Source organism: Streptomyces sp. NPDC002779, assembly GCF_042888685.1.
Taxonomy (GTDB): domain Bacteria; phylum Actinomycetota; class Actinomycetes; order Streptomycetales; family Streptomycetaceae; genus Streptomyces.
Genome location: NZ_JBIAQC010000011.1, coordinates 59,875 through 76,328, shown reverse-complemented (window position 1 = coordinate 76,328; position 16,454 = coordinate 59,875). Strand labels below are relative to the sequence as shown.

General features: G+C 73.5%; 14 protein-coding genes. 9 read left to right on the top strand and 5 right to left on the bottom strand.

Annotated features, from left to right (window positions below; genetic code table 11):
* The first annotated feature begins 135 nt into the window (after nt 1-135).
* Nucleotides 136-1,356, top strand: a complete 1,221-nt coding sequence (locus ACFYW5_RS28195) for a PP2C family protein-serine/threonine phosphatase (protein ID WP_389419902.1) — start codon at nt 136-138, stop codon at nt 1,354-1,356.
* 299 nt (nt 1,357-1,655) lie between these two features.
* On the opposite strand, the gene ACFYW5_RS28190 is transcribed toward ACFYW5_RS28195, so the two are convergent.
* Both ACFYW5_RS28190 and ACFYW5_RS28185 read right to left on the bottom strand, forming a co-directional pair.
* A complete protein-coding gene (locus ACFYW5_RS28190) occupies nt 1,656-2,636 on the bottom strand; it encodes a YbhN family protein (protein ID WP_389419901.1) in 981 nt (326 codons plus the stop codon).
* A gap of 203 nt (nt 2,637-2,839) precedes the next feature.
* Nucleotides 2,840-3,631, bottom strand: coding sequence for an SAM-dependent methyltransferase (locus ACFYW5_RS28185; protein WP_389420078.1), 792 nt, complete (start codon nt 3,629-3,631; stop codon nt 2,840-2,842).
* A 259-nt stretch (nt 3,632-3,890) separates the two neighbouring features.
* Between ACFYW5_RS28185 and ACFYW5_RS28180 the strand changes: the two genes are divergently transcribed.
* Both ACFYW5_RS28180 and ACFYW5_RS28175 read left to right on the top strand, forming a co-directional pair.
* On the top strand, nt 3,891-4,472 hold the full coding sequence (locus tag ACFYW5_RS28180; protein ID WP_389419900.1) for a hypothetical protein: 582 nt from the start codon (nt 3,891-3,893) through the stop codon (nt 4,470-4,472).
* 227 nt (nt 4,473-4,699) lie between these two features.
* The gene (locus tag ACFYW5_RS28175) at nt 4,700-5,755 is read left to right on the top strand and encodes a PucR family transcriptional regulator (protein ID WP_389419899.1); all 1,056 of its coding nucleotides are present in this window, start codon (nt 4,700-4,702) and stop codon (nt 5,753-5,755) included.
* A gap of 34 nt (nt 5,756-5,789) precedes the next feature.
* On the opposite strand, the gene ACFYW5_RS28170 is transcribed toward ACFYW5_RS28175, so the two are convergent.
* Entirely contained in the window at nt 5,790-6,548 is a 759-nt protein-coding gene (locus ACFYW5_RS28170; RefSeq protein WP_389419898.1) for a DUF4142 domain-containing protein, read from the bottom strand.
* A gap of 200 nt (nt 6,549-6,748) precedes the next feature.
* On the opposite strand from ACFYW5_RS28170, the gene ACFYW5_RS28165 reads away from it, so the two are divergent.
* From ACFYW5_RS28165 to ACFYW5_RS28155, 3 genes are all read left to right on the top strand, one after another.
* Nucleotides 6,749-9,436, top strand: a complete 2,688-nt coding sequence (locus ACFYW5_RS28165; protein WP_389420077.1) for a SpoIIE family protein phosphatase — start codon at nt 6,749-6,751, stop codon at nt 9,434-9,436.
* A gap of 155 nt (nt 9,437-9,591) precedes the next feature.
* The gene (locus ACFYW5_RS28160; protein ID WP_389419897.1) at nt 9,592-10,278 is read left to right on the top strand and encodes a response regulator; all 687 of its coding nucleotides are present in this window, start codon (nt 9,592-9,594) and stop codon (nt 10,276-10,278) included.
* A 2-nt stretch (nt 10,279-10,280) separates the two neighbouring features.
* Nucleotides 10,281-11,393: a sensor histidine kinase gene (locus tag ACFYW5_RS28155; protein WP_389419896.1), complete on the top strand. Its 1,113-nt coding sequence runs from the start codon at nt 10,281-10,283 to the stop codon at nt 11,391-11,393.
* A gap of 3 nt (nt 11,394-11,396) precedes the next feature.
* Here the strand turns inward: ACFYW5_RS28155 and ACFYW5_RS28150 are convergent, their stop codons facing one another.
* Entirely contained in the window at nt 11,397-12,815 is a 1,419-nt protein-coding gene (locus ACFYW5_RS28150; protein WP_389419895.1) for an ATP-binding protein, read from the bottom strand.
* A gap of 16 nt (nt 12,816-12,831) precedes the next feature.
* Nucleotides 12,832-13,521: a response regulator transcription factor gene (locus ACFYW5_RS28145; RefSeq protein ID WP_250071321.1), complete on the bottom strand. Its 690-nt coding sequence runs from the start codon at nt 13,519-13,521 to the stop codon at nt 12,832-12,834.
* A gap of 154 nt (nt 13,522-13,675) precedes the next feature.
* On the opposite strand from ACFYW5_RS28145, the gene ACFYW5_RS28140 reads away from it, so the two are divergent.
* From ACFYW5_RS28140 to ACFYW5_RS28130, 3 genes are read left to right on the top strand one after another with little or no spacing between them, the layout of a single operon-like run.
* Nucleotides 13,676-15,016: a ferric reductase-like transmembrane domain-containing protein gene (locus tag ACFYW5_RS28140; protein ID WP_389419894.1), complete on the top strand. Its 1,341-nt coding sequence runs from the start codon at nt 13,676-13,678 to the stop codon at nt 15,014-15,016.
* Between the two features lie 10 nt (nt 15,017-15,026).
* On the top strand, nt 15,027-15,713 hold the full coding sequence (locus tag ACFYW5_RS28135) for an FMN-binding protein (RefSeq protein WP_389419893.1): 687 nt from the start codon (nt 15,027-15,029) through the stop codon (nt 15,711-15,713).
* A gap of 1 nt (nt 15,714) precedes the next feature.
* Nucleotides 15,715-16,449 carry an FAD:protein FMN transferase gene (locus ACFYW5_RS28130; protein ID WP_389419892.1) on the top strand — a complete coding sequence of 245 codons (735 nt, stop codon included), beginning with the start codon at nt 15,715-15,717 and terminating at the stop codon, nt 16,447-16,449.
* Nucleotides 16,450-16,454 lie beyond the last annotated feature (5 nt).

The following is a 16,454-nucleotide window of genomic DNA, read 5'->3' as shown; positions in this document are numbered from 1 at the left end:
CCCCGAGGAGTCCTCAGCCCTCGTGGGGCACGGGACCCGAGGGCGTCCGGCACCTCCCGCCGACGTACGGGCGTTCGAAACGTCGCCACCTGCGCGTTACCTGCTCCGGTTCGCCGTGCTCGTAGGGTGGTAGGTGTGGCGCGATCGTTCGAGTCGTTTCATAGCCCGGCGACGGCTGAGCCGGCCGATTCCGCCGACCCGCCCCCGTGGGGCGCCGGCGGCTCCCGGCTGAGCGCGCTGCGCTCGGCGGCCGCCCGCGTCGGCACGACCCTGGACGAGGACACCACCTGGGCCGAGCTGACCCGGGAAGTCGCCGGCCAGGTGGGAGGCGCGGTGGCGGTCCTGCGCGAGCGGGGCGAGGCCGGCGCGCGGTACGAGTTCGTCATCGGGAACCCGGCGGTGCTGCCCGACGCCCGCCGGGCCGCCGAGGTGTCCCGCGGGACGGGCGGGAACGGCGCCGTACGCCTGGCGTCCGGCGGCTCCCGGCCCGCCCTGCGCATCCCCCTCGCCGCCCATGGCCACCGTTACGGCACGCTGGTCTGCGCCCGGGAAGGGGCGCCCTTCGGCCCCGCGGAGGAGGAAGTGGCCGCGTTCCTGGCCGAGCGCGCCGCCTCGACCATCCGGCACGCCCGCGAGCACGACGCGGTGAGCGGCATCGTCGGCAGACTCCAGCGGGCCCTGCTCGCCGAACCGGGCCGCCCGCATCCCAACCTCGACGTCGCCATCCGCTACCTGCCCGTCGGGCATCGCGCGCTGGTCGGCGGCGACTGGTGCGAGACCGTACGGCTGCATTTCGGCCGTACGCTGCTGGTGGTCGGCGACGTCATGGGGCACGGTCTGGACGCCGCCGTCGACATGACGGCCTACCGCTCGGCCCTGCGCTACATAGCCTCCGCCGATCTGCCGCCCCACCGGATACTCCGCCAGCTCGACGACATCGCCTCCGCGGAGCCGGAACGCCGCCCCGCCACCTGCCTCATCGCGCGCGTGGACCCCGTACGCGGCCTGGTCACCCTGGCCGGCGCCGGGCATCTCCCGCCCGCCGTGATCGACGGATCCGGGCGGGTCTCCCTGCTCCCCGTGCCGGTCGGCCCGCCCCTGGGCACCGGGCTCGGCGGCTACGAACCGGCCACGTACCGCCTCGACCCCTCCCAGGCGCTCCTGCTCTTCACCGACGGCCTCGTCGAGCGCCGCGGCGAGGACATCGACCAGTCCCTGGACCGCCTGACGGGGGTCAGCTTCTCGGCCGCCACCGGCGTCCAGGACGTCCTCGACACCGTCCTCGCCCGCCTCGACGCCCGGCACGCCGAGGACGACGTGGCAGTCCTCGCCGCCCGCCTCCACCACCGCTCCTGAGGCCCGGCGAAGCGGGGGCCGTGCGGCGCGGTGCCTCTCGACCGGCCTGCGGGTGGCCGGGGGGCCGGGGGGTGCCGGGGGGACCGGAACGGCAGGGCCCGGCGCCTTTCCTGATCTCGGTGACGCAGGGCTGTGCGGCGTGGTGTTGCGTGCGGGTGGCCGGGGGCCGCGGTGTCGGGGTGGCCCGAGTGGCAGGGCTCGGCGCCGTTCCTGATCTCGGTGACGCTGGGCCCTGCAGCGGGGTGTCTCTCGGTCGGTCGCCGCTGCGCGACCCGAGCGACAGGGTCCCTGTGTGCCCGTCAGAGCAGTTTTCGGTGGGTCAGGGCTGAGAGCGTGAGGAGGCCGGGTAGCAGTGGTAGCCATACCGTCAGCACGCGGTAGCCGAGTACGGTCGCCGTGGCGGGGGCCAGGGCGGTGCCGAGGGTGACCATGGTGAACACCAGCGCCGCGTCCACCGGACCGATCCCGCCCGGCGCGGGCACCGCCCCGACGGCCGTACTGGCGGCCAGGAACGCGAACACCAGCTGCGCCCACGACAGCGGCAGCCCGAGCGAGGCCCCCACCGAGGCGACCACACCGGCCTGGAGCAGCGGGATCGCGGCCGCCCCGCCCCACAGGGCCAGCACCCGGCAGGGCATGGTGTGCAGCAGCCGCGCGTCGGTCAGCGCGGTGCGCAGGAACCGCAGGATCCCGCGCCGCAGCGGCCGTACGGTCGCCAGGAGCAGGGCCAGTGCGGCGAGTACCGTCGTCGCGCCCACGCCGGCCGTCACCAGGATCCCGCGGTCCGGGACGAGCCCTTCGAGACGGATCAGCTCAGGGGCCGCCAGCAGCAAGGTGAGCAGTACGAACGTCTTCGCGACCGGTTTGACCAGGGAGTACAGGGCGAGCGAGGCCGCGGCCCGGGGCAGGGGTATGCCCTGGCCCTGGAGGAAGCGCAGGGTCACGGCGTGGGCGCCGATACTCGCCGGGAGTACATGGTTCGCGGCGCCCGCGGCGAACTGCGAGGCGAGCAGCGGCAGGGGCGGCAGCCGCTCGGGGATCGCGCCCTGCCGGACGCAGGCGGCGGCCACCCAGGTCAGGCAAGTGAAGCCCACGCCGGCCAGCAGCCACCACGGGTCGGCGGAACTCAGCCGGGAGACACCGGCGTACACGCCGCGCCAGTCGGCGGCCAGCCAGACGCCGATCAGCACGAGAGGGAGGGCGGTCAGCACATGGCGGGCGAGGGCGTTGGGCGAGGGGGAGTACCAGCGGGCCGGGGCGGGGAGCGGGAGAAGGGACATGGCGCACGTCGTCCTTCCGCGTCACGCCCACGCGGCGCAGGGCGGACGGATCACAAGGCGAAGCAGGGGGGACGAGCGAAAGGTGCCCGCTGGATGTGACGCCGCGGAGTCCGGAAACCGACGGCCCACCGAAGAAACGGGTCACGGCGTGCGCAGCGGGCCGTTCCGCGCCTGTGGAACGGCCCCCGCAGCAGTGAGCGTGCCTACGCCTTGCGGCCGACCCCGCAGTAGGCGTCCACGGCGTTGGCCGGAGCCTGCGGGCCGGTCTCGTCGCGGCGCCAGTCGGTGACCGGGACGACGCCCGGCTCCACCAGGTCCAGGCCGTCGAAGAAGGCGGCGATGTCCTCGACACTGCGGACGTAGTACGGCACCGCGCCGCTCGCGTTGTAGGCCTCGGACGCGGCGATCATGCCCTCGCTGGTGGCCGTGCTGTCGCTGACCACCAGGTAGCTGCCCGAGGCCAGGCCCGCCATCAGCCGCTGCACCAGGTCCACGGCCTGGGCGTGGTCGGCGACATGGCCCAGGGTGTTGAGGATCATCAGCGCGACCGGCTGTGAGAGGTCGAGGGTCTCCCCGGCGGCTTCGAGGACGGACTTCGGCTCGTACAGGTTGGCGTCCAGATAGGCCGTCTTGCCCTCGGGGGTGCTGGTGAGCAGGGCGTTGGCGTGGGCCAGGACGATGGGGTCGTTGTCGACGTAGACGATCCGGGCGTCCGGGGCCACGCGCTGGGCGACCTCATGGGTGTTGTCGGCGGTGGGCAGGCCGGTGCCGATGTCCAGGAACTGGCGGATGCCCTGCTCCCCGGCCAGATGGCGGACCGCGCGGCCCAGGAAATGGCGGCTGGAGACCGCGACGTCGACCAGACCGGGGAAGATCTGCTTGATCTCGTCGCCGATCTCCCGGTCGACCTCGTAGTTGTCCTTGCCGCCGACGAAGTAGTTCCAGAAGCGCGCGGAGTGCGGCTTCGTCGTGTCGATGCGGGCGCGTATGTCCATCGACGCGCGGATCTGGGGATCGACGTCCGACACGGTGCGGCCTCCTGCGGTGGCTTCGTTGATCAGGTGGTGCCCAACTTAGGCGAACTGACTTTCGCCGGATGCGGCTTGGAACGGGAGAGCCCAGGGAACAGTCGATTTTCGGCCAGGTTGATTGAACAGTTGATGAAGACGGGCGGGAGACCGGCCGGGCGCGGTACCCGCCGGACAGGCGCACACTGGGAGTGTGCTGTCGGTGCTCTCCAGGGGGTGTCGGCCGATGGCTGAGCCACGGTGCGAACGCATACGGATGTGGCGGTGGCGGCGCAGTCCGCTGAGGCGGCGCTGCGACCTCGTCGAGGCCTGGGTGGTGCTCGGCGGCTGGGTGCTGGCCCTGGTGGGCGGGGCGGTGGCGGGTCTGATGGCGGTCGGCGCGGTGGAGCGGGCCGCCGAGGAGCAGCGGCAGCGGAGCAGGCAGGTGTCGGCGGTGCTCGTGGAGAACGCGGACGACAAGGTGCCCGCCCGGATGCCGGCCGACTACCGGGTGTGGGCCGAGGTGAGCTGGACCGACCCCGACGGCACCACCCGGACCGATGACGCACGGGTGGCGCCCAGGACCAAGGCCGGGGCGCAGGTCCCCGTCTGGACCGACGGCCAGGGCCGGGTCACCGCCCCGCCGTTGAGCAGCGGTGAGATCGGACTGCACGCCGCCTCCGGCGGGACGCTGGCCGCGCTGTGCACGGCGGGCACGGTCCTCGGCACGGTGTGGGTCGTCCGGCAGCTGATGGAGCGCCGGCGCCTCGAACAGTGGGCCGTCGAGTGGGAGCGGATCGACACCCGCAACGGCTGGAAGACGGGCTGAGCCCGGGGGCCCGGGAACCCCCTGCCGTTCCGGGCGGCTCCTCGCGCTGGAAAGTCGCGGGAAAACGACGTAGAAAGCGATGTCGGAACGGCGGACGGCACACGACGACGTACGCACGACGAAACGCGACGACGTTCGACTACAGACGACTCACGACGACTCACGACGACGTACGACGACGTACGACTACGACGACTCACGACACAGCGGAGAGCGGGGGAGCGCCGATGGCGGGGCCGGACGCGTACGCGGAATATCTGACCGGCTACCGCGACATCCTCGCCGACGCCTCGGCCACCGGCCGACGGCTCACCCGCGCGGAGCTCGAGTCCCGTCGTGACCTGGGGGAACGGGCCGCCGAGGCCGGGCTCGGGCTGCGTGCCATGGTCGCCGCCCACATGGCCGAGACCCGCGCCGCCCGGCCCGCCGGCGGCTCCGTGGACGCCGTCCTGGCCGCCGCCGCGCAGGCCCTGGACGCCTTCGCGGAGGGCTACGAACGCGCGCAGCGGGACGCGGTACGCCAGGAGGAGGCCGCGCGCCGGGAGTTCGTGGACGATCTGCTCTACGGCCGCAGCGACCTCGGCCTGCTGGCGCAGCGGGCGGAGCGCTACGGGCTGCGGCTGTCGCACGCGCACGCCGTCGCCGTGGCCCGGGGCCGGACCGGTTACGACGACGGTGACCCCGTGCCCCGGGAGGTGGAGCGCGGGCTCATCGGCCGGTTCGGGGACCGCAGCATCCTGCTCACCACCAAGGACGGCCGGATGGTCTGCATCGCCCCCGGCAACCACGACGACGTCCTCGTCCACTTCGCCAAGCACGCCCATGCCGCCACGGACGGCGGCCAGGTGGCGATCGGCCGCGCGCACCCGGGGCCGGCGGGCGTCGTCCAGTCGTACGAGGAGGCCCTGAACGCCCTCGATCTCGCCGAGCGCCTGGATCTCGGCGAGCCGGTGCTGCACGCTGCAGACCTGCTCGTCTACCCGGTCCTCACCCGGGACCGGCAGGCCATGGCCGACCTCGTGATCAGTGCTCTCGGCCCGCTGCGCCAGGCCCGCGGCGGCGCCCGGCCCCTGCTGGACACGCTGACCGCCTACTTCGACTCCGGCTGCGTGGCCGCGGAGGCGGCCCGCCGGCTGTCGCTCAGCGTGCGCGCGCTGACCTATCGCCTGGACCGCGTCCACCAGCTGACGGGCGCGAACCCGGCCGACCCGGTCCAGCGGTACACCCTCCAGACCGCGGTGATCGGAGCCCGCCTGCTGGACTGGCCGGCCAAGCCGCTGTGACCCTGAACCCGCCCTGCCCGCCTCCGCCCGACCGTCAGCCCACCGTCCCGCTGGGGCTCGGGTTCGGGTTCGGGGTGGGGGAGGCCGTGTTGACGTTCAGGTCCGGGCGGGGCTTGAGGACCAGGACCGGGGAGCCGGGCTGGGGCGGGGGCGGGGTGAGCTGTTCGTCGGGGAGTTTCGGGGGGGAGGTCTGCTGGAAGTTGACCTGTTCGTAGTTGACCAGGCCGGTCTTCTCCAGCACCGTGATGTGGTCCAGCACCGTGTCGTTGGTCAGGTCCGCCAGCTGCCGCACCAGCGTGTTCTGCGTGTTGGCCCGGATGCTGGCGACGGTCGGGAAGATCCGGCCGTGGGCCACCCGCATGATGGTGACCGCGGTGGAGTCGAACTCCTTGCCGGCCTTGGAGTCCGCGGTCGCCACGAACTGCTGCTGCTGCGGGCTCGGCTGGTTCGGCAGCGTGATGCCGAGATCGGGCGCGATCTTGCGGCACAGCGCGTCGAGCCCCGAGTGCCCGACGAGCAGATGCTTGCCCACTTCCTTCATCTCCGCGGTGGTGCCGCGCTCCAGCGCCATCTCCCCCAGCGGGTACTCCCACAGTCCGGCCGCCCGTACCTTCACCACGAAGTCCCGGTCCGCCTCCGTGAGCGGCCCCCATTGGGTATTGGCGATGATGCGGGACGTGTCGGACGAGGTGTTCTCCACCCCGAGCATCGCGGGGTACGCGAGGGCGGAGAGAGTGAGCACCAGGGCGCCGCCGACGAAGACGGTTCCCGCCGTGCTGCGCGAGATGCGCATCGGACCTCCTGAGGCGAACGGCTCGGACACCCGGAGATACGGACGGGCGGCCCGGAACAATCAGCGCCGCAGGCAAAAAATCCCGGAGACAAGGGGTGTCCTCGGTCACACCCCCGGGGCCCTTTCCGCTCCCTTCACGGATTGTTGTGAGGTGGGTCACATAGGGTCTAGGGTGAAATCGCCTGAGGGAAGTGAGTCATTTGTCCGTCGCCTGGGACGACATCGGCGGACTCGTCGATGCCCATGAACGCTTCCTCGCCGGAGCCCGTGTCGACTCGGAGGTCCGGGACTCCGTGCTGGCGTCCTGGAAGCGGTGCAGGTCGGCGGGGCTCGAACCGGACCGGCTGGACATCCCGTACGACCCCGACGTGGTCCTCGGCGAGCGGTTCCTGCGCGCCGCCGAACCCGTCCTCGGACAGCTCGCCGACTCCCTCGCCGAGCTCGGCACGACCATCGCCCTGTGCGACGGGCGGGGGCGGATCGTCCAGCGGCTCGGCGGCGGGCGGGCGCTGCTCGCCCGGCTCGACGCGGTGCGCTTCGCCCCCGGCTTCGACGCCTCCGAACAGGCGGCGGGCACCAACGGCGTCGGCACCGCGCTGGTCGAGCGCGGGCCCGTCCAGGTCGTCGGCCGGGAGCACTTCGCCGACTGTCTGCAGCCGTTCGCCTGCGTCGGCGCCCCCGTCCGCGACCCGCTCAGCGGGCGGATCGAGGCCGTGCTGGATCTGACCTGTCTGCGCGACGACGGCGACCCGATCATGCTCCGGCTGGTGTCCGAGGCCGCCCAGGCCATCGAGGGGCGGCTGCTGGAGCAGTCCACCCAGCGGGAGCGGGCGCTGCTTGCGGCCTATCGGCAGGCCGGCCGCGAGTCCGGCCCGGAGTCGGACGGCTCCGGACTCGGCCGGATCGACCTGGCCGTCCTGCGCGAGAAGGCCGAGGCGCTGCTGGCCTCGCCGCATCGCATCCTCGACGAGGTGAACCTGACCGGCGGCCGGACCGCCACCCTGATGCGCCGCAAGGTCGTGGGCGCGGCCGGGGAGACCGGCGTGGTCGTCGAGGCCCGCATCCTGGGGCACCCGCGCCCGGTCCCGCTCACCCCGCCGACACCCCCTCCCACGGCGGCCACCGCCGGTCTCGCCACCCCGGCCGACACCGGTGACGGGTCCGGCGGACGGCTGGTGCTGGTCGGGGAGCCCGGGGTCGGGCGGCTGGCCCTCCTCGCGCGCAGACGGCTGGAACTGCTGCACGAGGCCGGGGCGCGGATCGGCGCCACCCTCGACGTCACCCGCACCGCGGAGGAGCTGGCCGAGGTGGCCGTGCCCCGGTTCGCCGACTTCACCGCCGTCGACCTGCCGGACGCCGTGCTGAACGGGGAGGAGCCCGCCGCGGTCGGCGCGGACGTCCCGCTGCGCCGGGTCGCCCTGCGCAGCCGCCACGACGAGCCGCGGCTCTACCACGTCGGCGACGGCTTCGCCTACGTCGCCTCCACCCCGCAGGCCCGCAGCCTGGAGAGCGGGCGGGCCGTGCTGGAACCGGTGCTGTCCGAGGCGGGCGGCTGGTACGCACAGGATCCGGTACGGCTGGACCGGGTGCTCGCGGCCGGGACGCACTCCCTGATCACCGTGCCGCTGCGGGCCCGCGGCGCCACCCTCGGCGTGGTCAGCTTCTACCGCTGCGCCAATCCCGCCCCCTTCGAGGACGACGACCTCTCCCTCGCCCAGGAGCTGGCCGGGCGGGCCGCCATGTGCATAGACAACGCCCGCCGCTTCACCCGAGAGCACAACACCGCGCTCGCGCTCCAGCGCAGCCTGCTGCCCCGGGGGCGGCCCGAGCAGAGCGCCGTCGAGGTCGCCTACCGGTATCTGCCCGCGCAGGCCGACGTGGGCGGCGACTGGTTCGACGTCATCCCGCTCTCCGGCGCCCGGGTGGCACTGGTGGTCGGCGACGTCGTGGGGCACGGGCTGCACGCCGCCGCGACGATGGGCCGGCTGCGTACCGCCGTGCACAACTTCTGCTCCCTCGACCTGCCCCCGGACGATCTCCTCACCCACCTCGACGACCTGGTCGGCCGGCTCGACCGGGGCGAGGGCTGGGCGGTGGAGGGCGCCCCCCAGGAGAACTGCGGCATCGGCGCCACCTGCCTGGTCGCGGTCTACGATCCGGTGTCCCGGCGCTGCGCCCTCACCCGCGCCGGGCACCCCCTGCCCGCGGTGGTCTCCCCCGACGGCTCGGTGGACTTCGTCGACCTGCCGTCCGGGCCGCCGCTCGGTCTGGGCGGGATGCCCTTCGAGACCGCCGAGCTGGAACTCGCCGAGGGCAGCCAGCTGGTGCTCTACACCGACGGTCTGGTCGAGGACCGCCACCGCGACATCGACGCCGGCCTGGACCGGCTGCGCTCCGTCCTCCGGTGTGCCGGGCGGCCTCCCGAGGACACCTGCGAGGCCGTCCTCGACGCCATGCTCCCGGCCCGGCCGAGCGACGACGTGGCCCTGCTGGTCGCCCGCACCCACGTCCTCGGGCCCGACCGGGTCGCCCAGTGGGACCTGCCGAGCGACCCGGCGGTCGTCTCCCGGTCCCGCGCCGCGGTCACCGGACAGCTCGCCGCCTGTGGCCTGGACGACCTCGCCTTCACGACCGAACTCGTCGCCAGCGAACTGGTCACCAACGCCATCCGTCACGCCACCGGCCCCGTCCAGCTCCGTCTGCTCCGCGACCGTGCGCTGATCTGCGAGGTGTCCGACGGCAGCGGCACCTCACCGCGGTTGCGCCGGGCGCGGAGCGAGGACGAGGGCGGACGCGGGCTCTTCCTGGTGGCCCAGCTCACCGAGCGCTGGGGCACGCGCTACACCCCGCACGGAAAGGTCATCTGGACCGAGCAGCCCCTGCCCTGACCGGGAGCGAACCGGTCACCGGCCCGTCCACAGCAGGTGGTTCACGAGGGCCGGATCCGTTCCGTCTCCGCCTTGCTCATCGTCGGTTTCTTACGAAACAAGGACGTCGGCAGGCGGGTGGCGCACCCGGGCACGCCTGATGCGAGGCTGGCGGCATGGAACAGCAGCAACCCCGGGTGCTCGTCGTCGACGACGACCCGACCGTCGCCGAGGTCGTCTCCGGCTACCTCGACCGCGCCGGATACCTCGTCGACCGCGCCGGCGACGGCCCGGACGCCCTCGCCCGCGCCGCCGAGCACTGGCCGGACCTCGTCGTCCTGGACCTGATGCTGCCCGGCATGGACGGCCTGGAGGTGTGCCGCCGGATGCGCGGGCAGGGCCCGGTGCCGGTCATCATGCTCACCGCGCGCGGCGACGAGGACGACCGGATCCTCGGCCTTGAGGTCGGCGCCGACGACTACGTCACCAAGCCGTTCAGCCCCCGTGAACTCGTCCTGCGCGTCGAGTCCGTACTGCGCCGGGTCCGCCCCGCGCAGCCGGCGGGGCTGCTGCGCGCCGGGGGCCTCTCGATCGACCCGGAGGCCCGCCGCGCGGCCAAGGAGGGCGCCGAACTCTCCCTCACCATCCGCGAGTTCGACCTCCTCACCTTCCTCCTGCGGCACCCGGGACGGGTGTTCAGCCGCGAAGACCTGATGCGGGAGGTGTGGGGCTGGGACTTCGGCGACCTGTCGACGGTCACCGTCCATGTGCGGCGCCTGCGCGGCAAGGTCGAGGACGACCCGGCCCGACCCCGGCTGATACAGACGGTGTGGGGCGTCGGCTACCGGTTCGAGGGGGTCTGACCGTGCGGGACACGCTCCTCATCGCCCTGTTCGCCTTCCTCGGCGCCGCCGCGGCCGGCGTGCTCGGCGCCGGCGTCCTGCGGCTGATCCGGCGCCGTTCGCTCGCCGTGCACCTCACGGTGGTGGCCGCCGTCGCCGTCACCGCGATGCTCGCGGGCACCCTCGCCGTCGCCCAGGCGATGTTCCTGTCCGAGCACGACCTGAAGGTCGTCACCCTGGTCGTCGCCATGGCCGCCGTGGTCTCCCTGGCCACCGCCCTGCTGCTGGGCCGCTGGGTCGTCGCCGGCAGCCGCGCCCTCGCCCTCGCCGCCCGCTCCTTCGGCGACGGCGGCGCCTTCACCTCCCCCGACCGCCCGGCGAGCGCCGAACTCGCCGCACTGAGCCGCGAGTTGGAGACCACCAGCGCCCGCCTCGCCGAGTCCCGGGAACGGGAACGCGCCCTGGAGTCCTCCCGCCGGGAACTCGTCGCCTGGATCTCCCACGACCTGCGCACCCCGCTGGCCGGACTGCGCGCGATGTCCGAGGCCCTGGAGGACGGCGTCGCCGCCGACCCCGACCGCTACCTCCGGCAGATCCGCACCGAGGTCGAACGCCTCAACGCCATGGTCGGCGACCTCTTCGAGCTCTCCCGCATCCACGCCGGCGCCCTCGCCCTCAGCCCCACCCGGGTCTCCCTGTACGACCTCGTCGGCGACGCCCTCGCGGGCGCGGACCCCCTCGCCCGCGAGCACGGCGTCCGGCTCGTCGGCGACGGCGTGGAGCCGCTGCCGGTCGAGGTCGACGGCAAGGAGATGAGCCGCGTCCTCGGCAACCTCCTGGTCAACGCGATCCGCCGGACCCCGTCCGACGGCACGGTCGCGATCGCCGCCGAACGCGTCCCCGACGGGGTGCTGCTGTCCGTGACCGACGGCTGCGGAGGCATCCCCGAGGAGGATCTGCCGCGCGTCTTCGACACCGGCTGGCGCGGCACCGACGCCCGTACCCCGCCGGCCGGCGCGGGCCTCGGCCTCGCGATCGTGCGCGGCATCGTCGAAGCCCACCGCGGCCGGGCCACCGTACGGAACATCCCCGGCGGCTGCCGCTTCGAGGTGACCCTTCCGGCAGCCCGGGGCTGAGACTCAGCGGACCGGATTCAGGGTGACCGTGAACACCGTCTCCCCGGGCTCGCTGCTCAGCTCGATCGTGCCGCCGTGCGCCCGGATCAGGGAGCCGGCCACGGCCAGGCCCAGGCCGCTGCCGCCGCGGTCGCGGCTGCGGGCCTTGTCGACCCGGTAGAACCGGTCGAAGACCCGGTCGCGATCGGCGGGCGGGATGCCGGGGCCCGCGTCGGCGACCCGGATCCGGGCGGTGCCGGCGGAGACCGACAGGCCCACCCGCACCCGCGTGCCGGGCGGGGTGTGCACCGCCGCGTTGGTGAGGAGGTTGTCCAGGACCTGCCGGATCCGCTGCGCGTCCACCCGGGCGGGCAGGGCCGCGGGGCCGGGCGCGACGGTCAGGGGATGGCCCGGGTGGCTGGCGCGGAAGGCGTCCGCGGCCTCCTGGACCAGCTCCACCAGATCCGTCTCGCGGACACGCAGCGGGGTCTCCGCCTCCGCCGCGTCCAGCCGCGCGAGCAGCAGCAGGTCGTCCAGCAGGAAACCCATCCGGGCCGCCTCCGCGCGCAGCCGCGCCAGGTGCTTGTCGCGCTCCTCGGGGGCGTTGGCCGCCGCGTACTGGAAGAGGTCCGCGTACCCCCGTACCGACATCAACGGCGTACGCAGCTCGTGCGAGGCGTCCGCGACGAAGCGGCGCAGCCGCTGCTCGGCCTCCGTGCGCACCGCGAGGGACTCGTCGATGTGCTCCAGCATCGTGTTGAACGCCGTCCGCAGCTCCTCCACCTCGGGTCCGCCGCTGCGCCCGTCGTGCCGCACCGGCAGCCGGGCCGAGTCCGTCAGATCGTGCGAGGTGATGCCCCGCGCGGTGTGCGCCATGTCGCTCAGCGGCCGCAGCCCGCGCCGCAGCAGCGACCGCCCGGCCACCACCAGGGCCAGCAGGGCGAGACCGAAGGTGACCGCCTGGATGGTGATCAGCTGGCCCATGGTGTCGTCGATCTCGTCCATGGGCGCGGCGCTGACCAGCACCACGCCCGGCTCCACCTCGCAGGCCCGCAGCCGGTACCGCCCCTCGCCCTTGAGATGCCCGGTGCGCAGCACCTCCGTGTCGGAGACGGACTGCGCCCGGGCCACCACGGTGAACTCCTCGACGTCCGCGGGCAGATCGCCGGCCGTCTCGGGCGTGCGCAACCGCGGGGTGCCGTCCGTCACGTCGTACACGGCGTAGTACCAGCGCCAGTACTTCTTGCCCGACAGCGTGCCGTAGTGCGCGATGCTCTTGGACTGGGCGCCCTGGGCCTGCGCGAGCTGGGTGTCGAGCTGCGCCGACAGATAGTCGCGCATGTACGTCGTCAGCGCGGTGCCGACGACCGCGAACACCACCAGGGCCAGCGCCCCCACCCCCAGCGCCAGCCGGGTGCCGAGGCGCGTCCTGCCGTACGTCATCCGGCAGGCCGCCCGATCACCGGGCGGCCTGCCGGATGACGTACCCGAAGCCCCGCACGGTGTGGATCATCGGCTCGCCGGTGTCGTCCAGCTTGCGGCGCAGCCTGCTGACGACCAGCTCGACCACGTTGGAACGGCCGCCGAAGCCGTACTCCCACACATGGTCCAGGATCTGCGCCTTGGTCTGCACGGTCGGCGACTTGCGCATCAGGTAGCGCAGCACCTCGTACTCGGTCGGCGTGAGCGTGAGCAGCCGTTCGCCGCGGCGCACCTCGCGGGTGTCCTCGTCCATCGTCAGATCGCCCACCCGCAGCACCGAGCGCTGGAAGCCGGGCCCGGCGCTGCGCCGCAGCACGGTCCGCAGCCGGGCCATCAGCTCCTCCACCGCGAACGGCTTGACCAGGTAGTCGTCACCGCCCCGGGTCAGCCCCGCCACCCGGTCGGCGACGCCGTCGCGGGCGGTGAGGAACACCACCGGCACCATCGTCCCCGAGCGGCGCAGCCGGTCCAGCACACCGAAGCCGTCCACGTCCGGCAGCATCAGATCGAGCACGACGATGTCGGGACGGAACTCGGCGGCGCGCCGCAGCGCCTCCTCGCCGGAGTTCGCGGTGACCGCCTCCCAGCCCTCGTACCGGGCGACCGTCGCCACGAGGTCGGCGATCGGCGGGTCGTCGTCCACGACGAGGAGTCGTACTTTTTCCACTTGTTCATACTGCGTCACCCGGTGCCCCGCGCCACAGCCCGGCGGGCCGCCCCCGGTACATCGATAACCACTTGAAAGATCTACGACAGCTGATCGACAGCTTCGGGAGGCCAAGCTCGGTACCCCGGCCCCGGACCATGAGGAGCTGCCACCCGTGACGACCGTCCAATCGCCCCCTGCGCCCGCCACGGCGATACGCCCCAGGGTGGTGGCCCGCACCGGCCTGTACGCCGTGCTGGCCGCGAACGCGGCCGTGGTGACCTGGTTCTTCGTCGACGCGGGCGTCGGCGCCTCCAACGCGCTGCTCGTCCTCGGCCGCCTCGCCGGGCTCTACGGCGCCCTGTTCATGGCGTTCCAGCTGCTGCTGGTGGCCCGCCTGCCGTGGCTGGACCGCCGGATCGGCATGGACCGGCTGACGTCCTGGCACCGCTGGACCGGCTTCGGCATCCTGTGGACGCTGCTGGCGCACGCCGTCTTCATCACCTTCGGCTACGCCGACTCCTCCGGCCTCGACCCGGTCGGCCGGCTGGTCGACCTCGCCGAGACCGTCGAGGGCGTGCTGCGGGCCGTCGCCGCGCTGGTGATCGTCCTCGTGGTCGGCGCGGTCTCCGCCCGGTTCGCCCGCCGTCGGCTCGCCTACGAGACCTGGCACTTCATCCACCTGTACACCTACCTCGCCGTGGTGCTGGCCTTCACCCACCAGGTCGCGGTCGGTCCGACCTTCACCGCCTCGCCGGCCGCCACGGCGTACTGGTACGCCTTGTGGGGCGTCGCGATCGGCTCGGTGTTCACGGGCCGCGTGGTCCTGCCGCTGTGGCGGAACGCGCGCCACCGGCTGCGCGTCTCCGCGGTCGTCCCGGAGTCCGACACCGTGGTCTCCGTCCACATCACCGGCCGCGACCTCGACCGGCTGCCCGCCCGCGCGGGACAGTTCTTCCTGTGGCGGTTCCTGACGAAGGACCGCTGGTGGCAGGCGAACCCCTTCTCCCTGTCCGCCGCCCCCGACGGCCGCGGGCTCCGGCTCACCGTCAAGGCGGCCGGCGCCGGCAGCGCGGGGCTGCGCCACCTCCGGCCCGGCACCCGCGTCTTCGCCGAGGGCCCCTACGGCGCCTTCACCGCCCTGCACCGCACCCGCCCCGAGGCTGTGCTGATCGCCGGCGGCGTCGGCGTCACGCCCATCCGGGCGCTGCTGGAGGAGATCCAGGGGCATGCCGTGGTCGTGTACCGCGTCGCCACGGACCGGGACGCGGTCCTCTACGACGAGCTGCGCGAGCTGGCCCTCGCCAAGGGCGCCGACCTGCACCTGGTGACCGGCCCGGCCAGCCCCGACCGGCTGGCGCCCGCCGAACTGACCCGGATGGTCCCGGACATCGCCGACCGGGACGTCTTCCTGTGCGGGCCGCCGCCGATGATGAACGCGGTCCTGGGCAGCCTGCGCGAGCTGGGCGTGCCCAAGCCGCAGATCCACTTCGAGCGTTTCAGCCTGGCGGGATGAGAGGGACACCGTGAAGCGAGCCATACCCGTCCTGGTCCTGACCGCCGTCGGTCTGGTCCCGCTGTGGCGCTACGAACCGTCGACGGACCCGGCGCCCACGACGCGGGCGGTCGCACCGGCCCCCTCCGCGTCCGCCTCGTCGGGCAGCTCCGCCCTGGTCATCGAGGGCTCGGTGGTCACCACCGAGAAGGGTCCCGTGCAGGTGGAGGTGACCTTCGACGGGGACACGATCGCGTCGGTGCGGATGCTGCAGCAGCCGGATCATCCGCAGACGACGGCGGCGGTGCCGAAGCTGATCGAGGGGACGCTGGAGGCGCAGAGCGCGGACGTGGACACGGTGTCGGGGGCGACGATCACGAGCGAGGGCTACCGGGAGTCCTTGCAGGCCGCCCTCGACGAGCAGGAGGCGGCGGCCTCGGCCTCGCCTTCCCCCACCTCCGAGGTGGTGGCCGGTTCCACCGTGACCACCGAGAAGGGTCCCGTGCAGGTGGAGGTGACCTTCGACGGGGACACGATCGCGTCGGTGCGGATGCTGCAGCAGCCGGATCATCCGCAGACGACGGCGGCGGTGCCGAAGCTGATCGAGGGGACGCTGGAGGCGCAGAGCGCGGACGTGGACACGGTGTCGGGGGCGACGATCACGAGCGAGGGCTACCGGGAGTCCTTGCAGGCCGCCCTCGACGCGAAGGGTGCCTGAGGTGCGGCGCGTCGAGCATGTGATGGGGTTTCCGGTCTCGCTCCGGGTGGACGACGCGCACGTGCCCGGTGCGGCCGTGGACGCCGTCTTCGCCTGGCTGCGGGAGGTCGACGAGCGGTTCAGCCCGTTCCGGGACGGCAGCGAGGTGTCCCGGCTCGACCGGGGCGAGATCGGCCCCGGTGAGGTCAGCGCCGACCTCGCCGAGGTCCTCGGCCTGTGCGAGGCGTACCGGACCGCCACCGGCGGTGCCTTCGACGCCCGGCTGCCCGGCCGTGGCCTCGACCCGTGCGCGGTGGTCAAGGGCTGGTCGGTGCAGCGGGGCGCGGAGCTGTTGCGGGCGGCCGGCGTGCGGCGGTTCTGTCTGAACGCCGGGGGTGACGTGGTCGCCGCGGGCGGGCCCTGGCGGGTGGGCGTACGGCATCCGGAACGGGCCGACCGGCTCTGCACGGTGCTGGAGATCACCGACCGGGCGGTCGCGACCTCGGCGTTGTACGAGCGGGGGGCACACATCCTCGACGGCCGTACCGGCCGTCCGGCGACGGGCCTGCTCTCCGTCACGGTCATCGCGGACACCCTCACGGAAGCGGACAGCACAGCCACGGCGGCCTTCGCGATGGGCCCGGAGGGCATCGCGTGGGCGTCCTCCCGACCTGGCTGCGAGGTGTTCGCGGTGGACGCGGAGCGCCGGGCGGTGCGGACGGAGGGGGCGCCGGTGGTGGTGAGGACGGGGGTTTGATGCCG

Bases quoted from the DNA above. Each gene is read 5' to 3' on its own strand.
- ACFYW5_RS28175 (WP_389419899.1), top strand. From the start codon at position 4,700: ATGGCGGGGCCGGACGCGTACGCGGAATATCTGACCGGCTACCGCGAC.
- ACFYW5_RS28185 (WP_389420078.1), bottom strand. From the start codon at position 3,631: ATGGACATACGCGCCCGCATCGACACGACGAAGCCGCACTCCGCGCGC.
- ACFYW5_RS28150 (WP_389419895.1), bottom strand. From the start codon at position 12,815: ATGACGTACGGCAGGACGCGCCTCGGCACCCGGCTGGCGCTGGGGGTG.
- ACFYW5_RS28160 (WP_389419897.1), top strand. From the start codon at position 9,592: ATGGAACAGCAGCAACCCCGGGTGCTCGTCGTCGACGACGACCCGACC.
- ACFYW5_RS28190 (WP_389419901.1), bottom strand. From the start codon at position 2,636: ATGTCCCTTCTCCCGCTCCCCGCCCCGGCCCGCTGGTACTCCCCCTCG.
- ACFYW5_RS28170 (WP_389419898.1), bottom strand. From the start codon at position 6,548: ATGCGCATCTCGCGCAGCACGGCGGGAACCGTCTTCGTCGGCGGCGCC.
- ACFYW5_RS28180 (WP_389419900.1), top strand. From the start codon at position 3,891: ATGGCTGAGCCACGGTGCGAACGCATACGGATGTGGCGGTGGCGGCGC.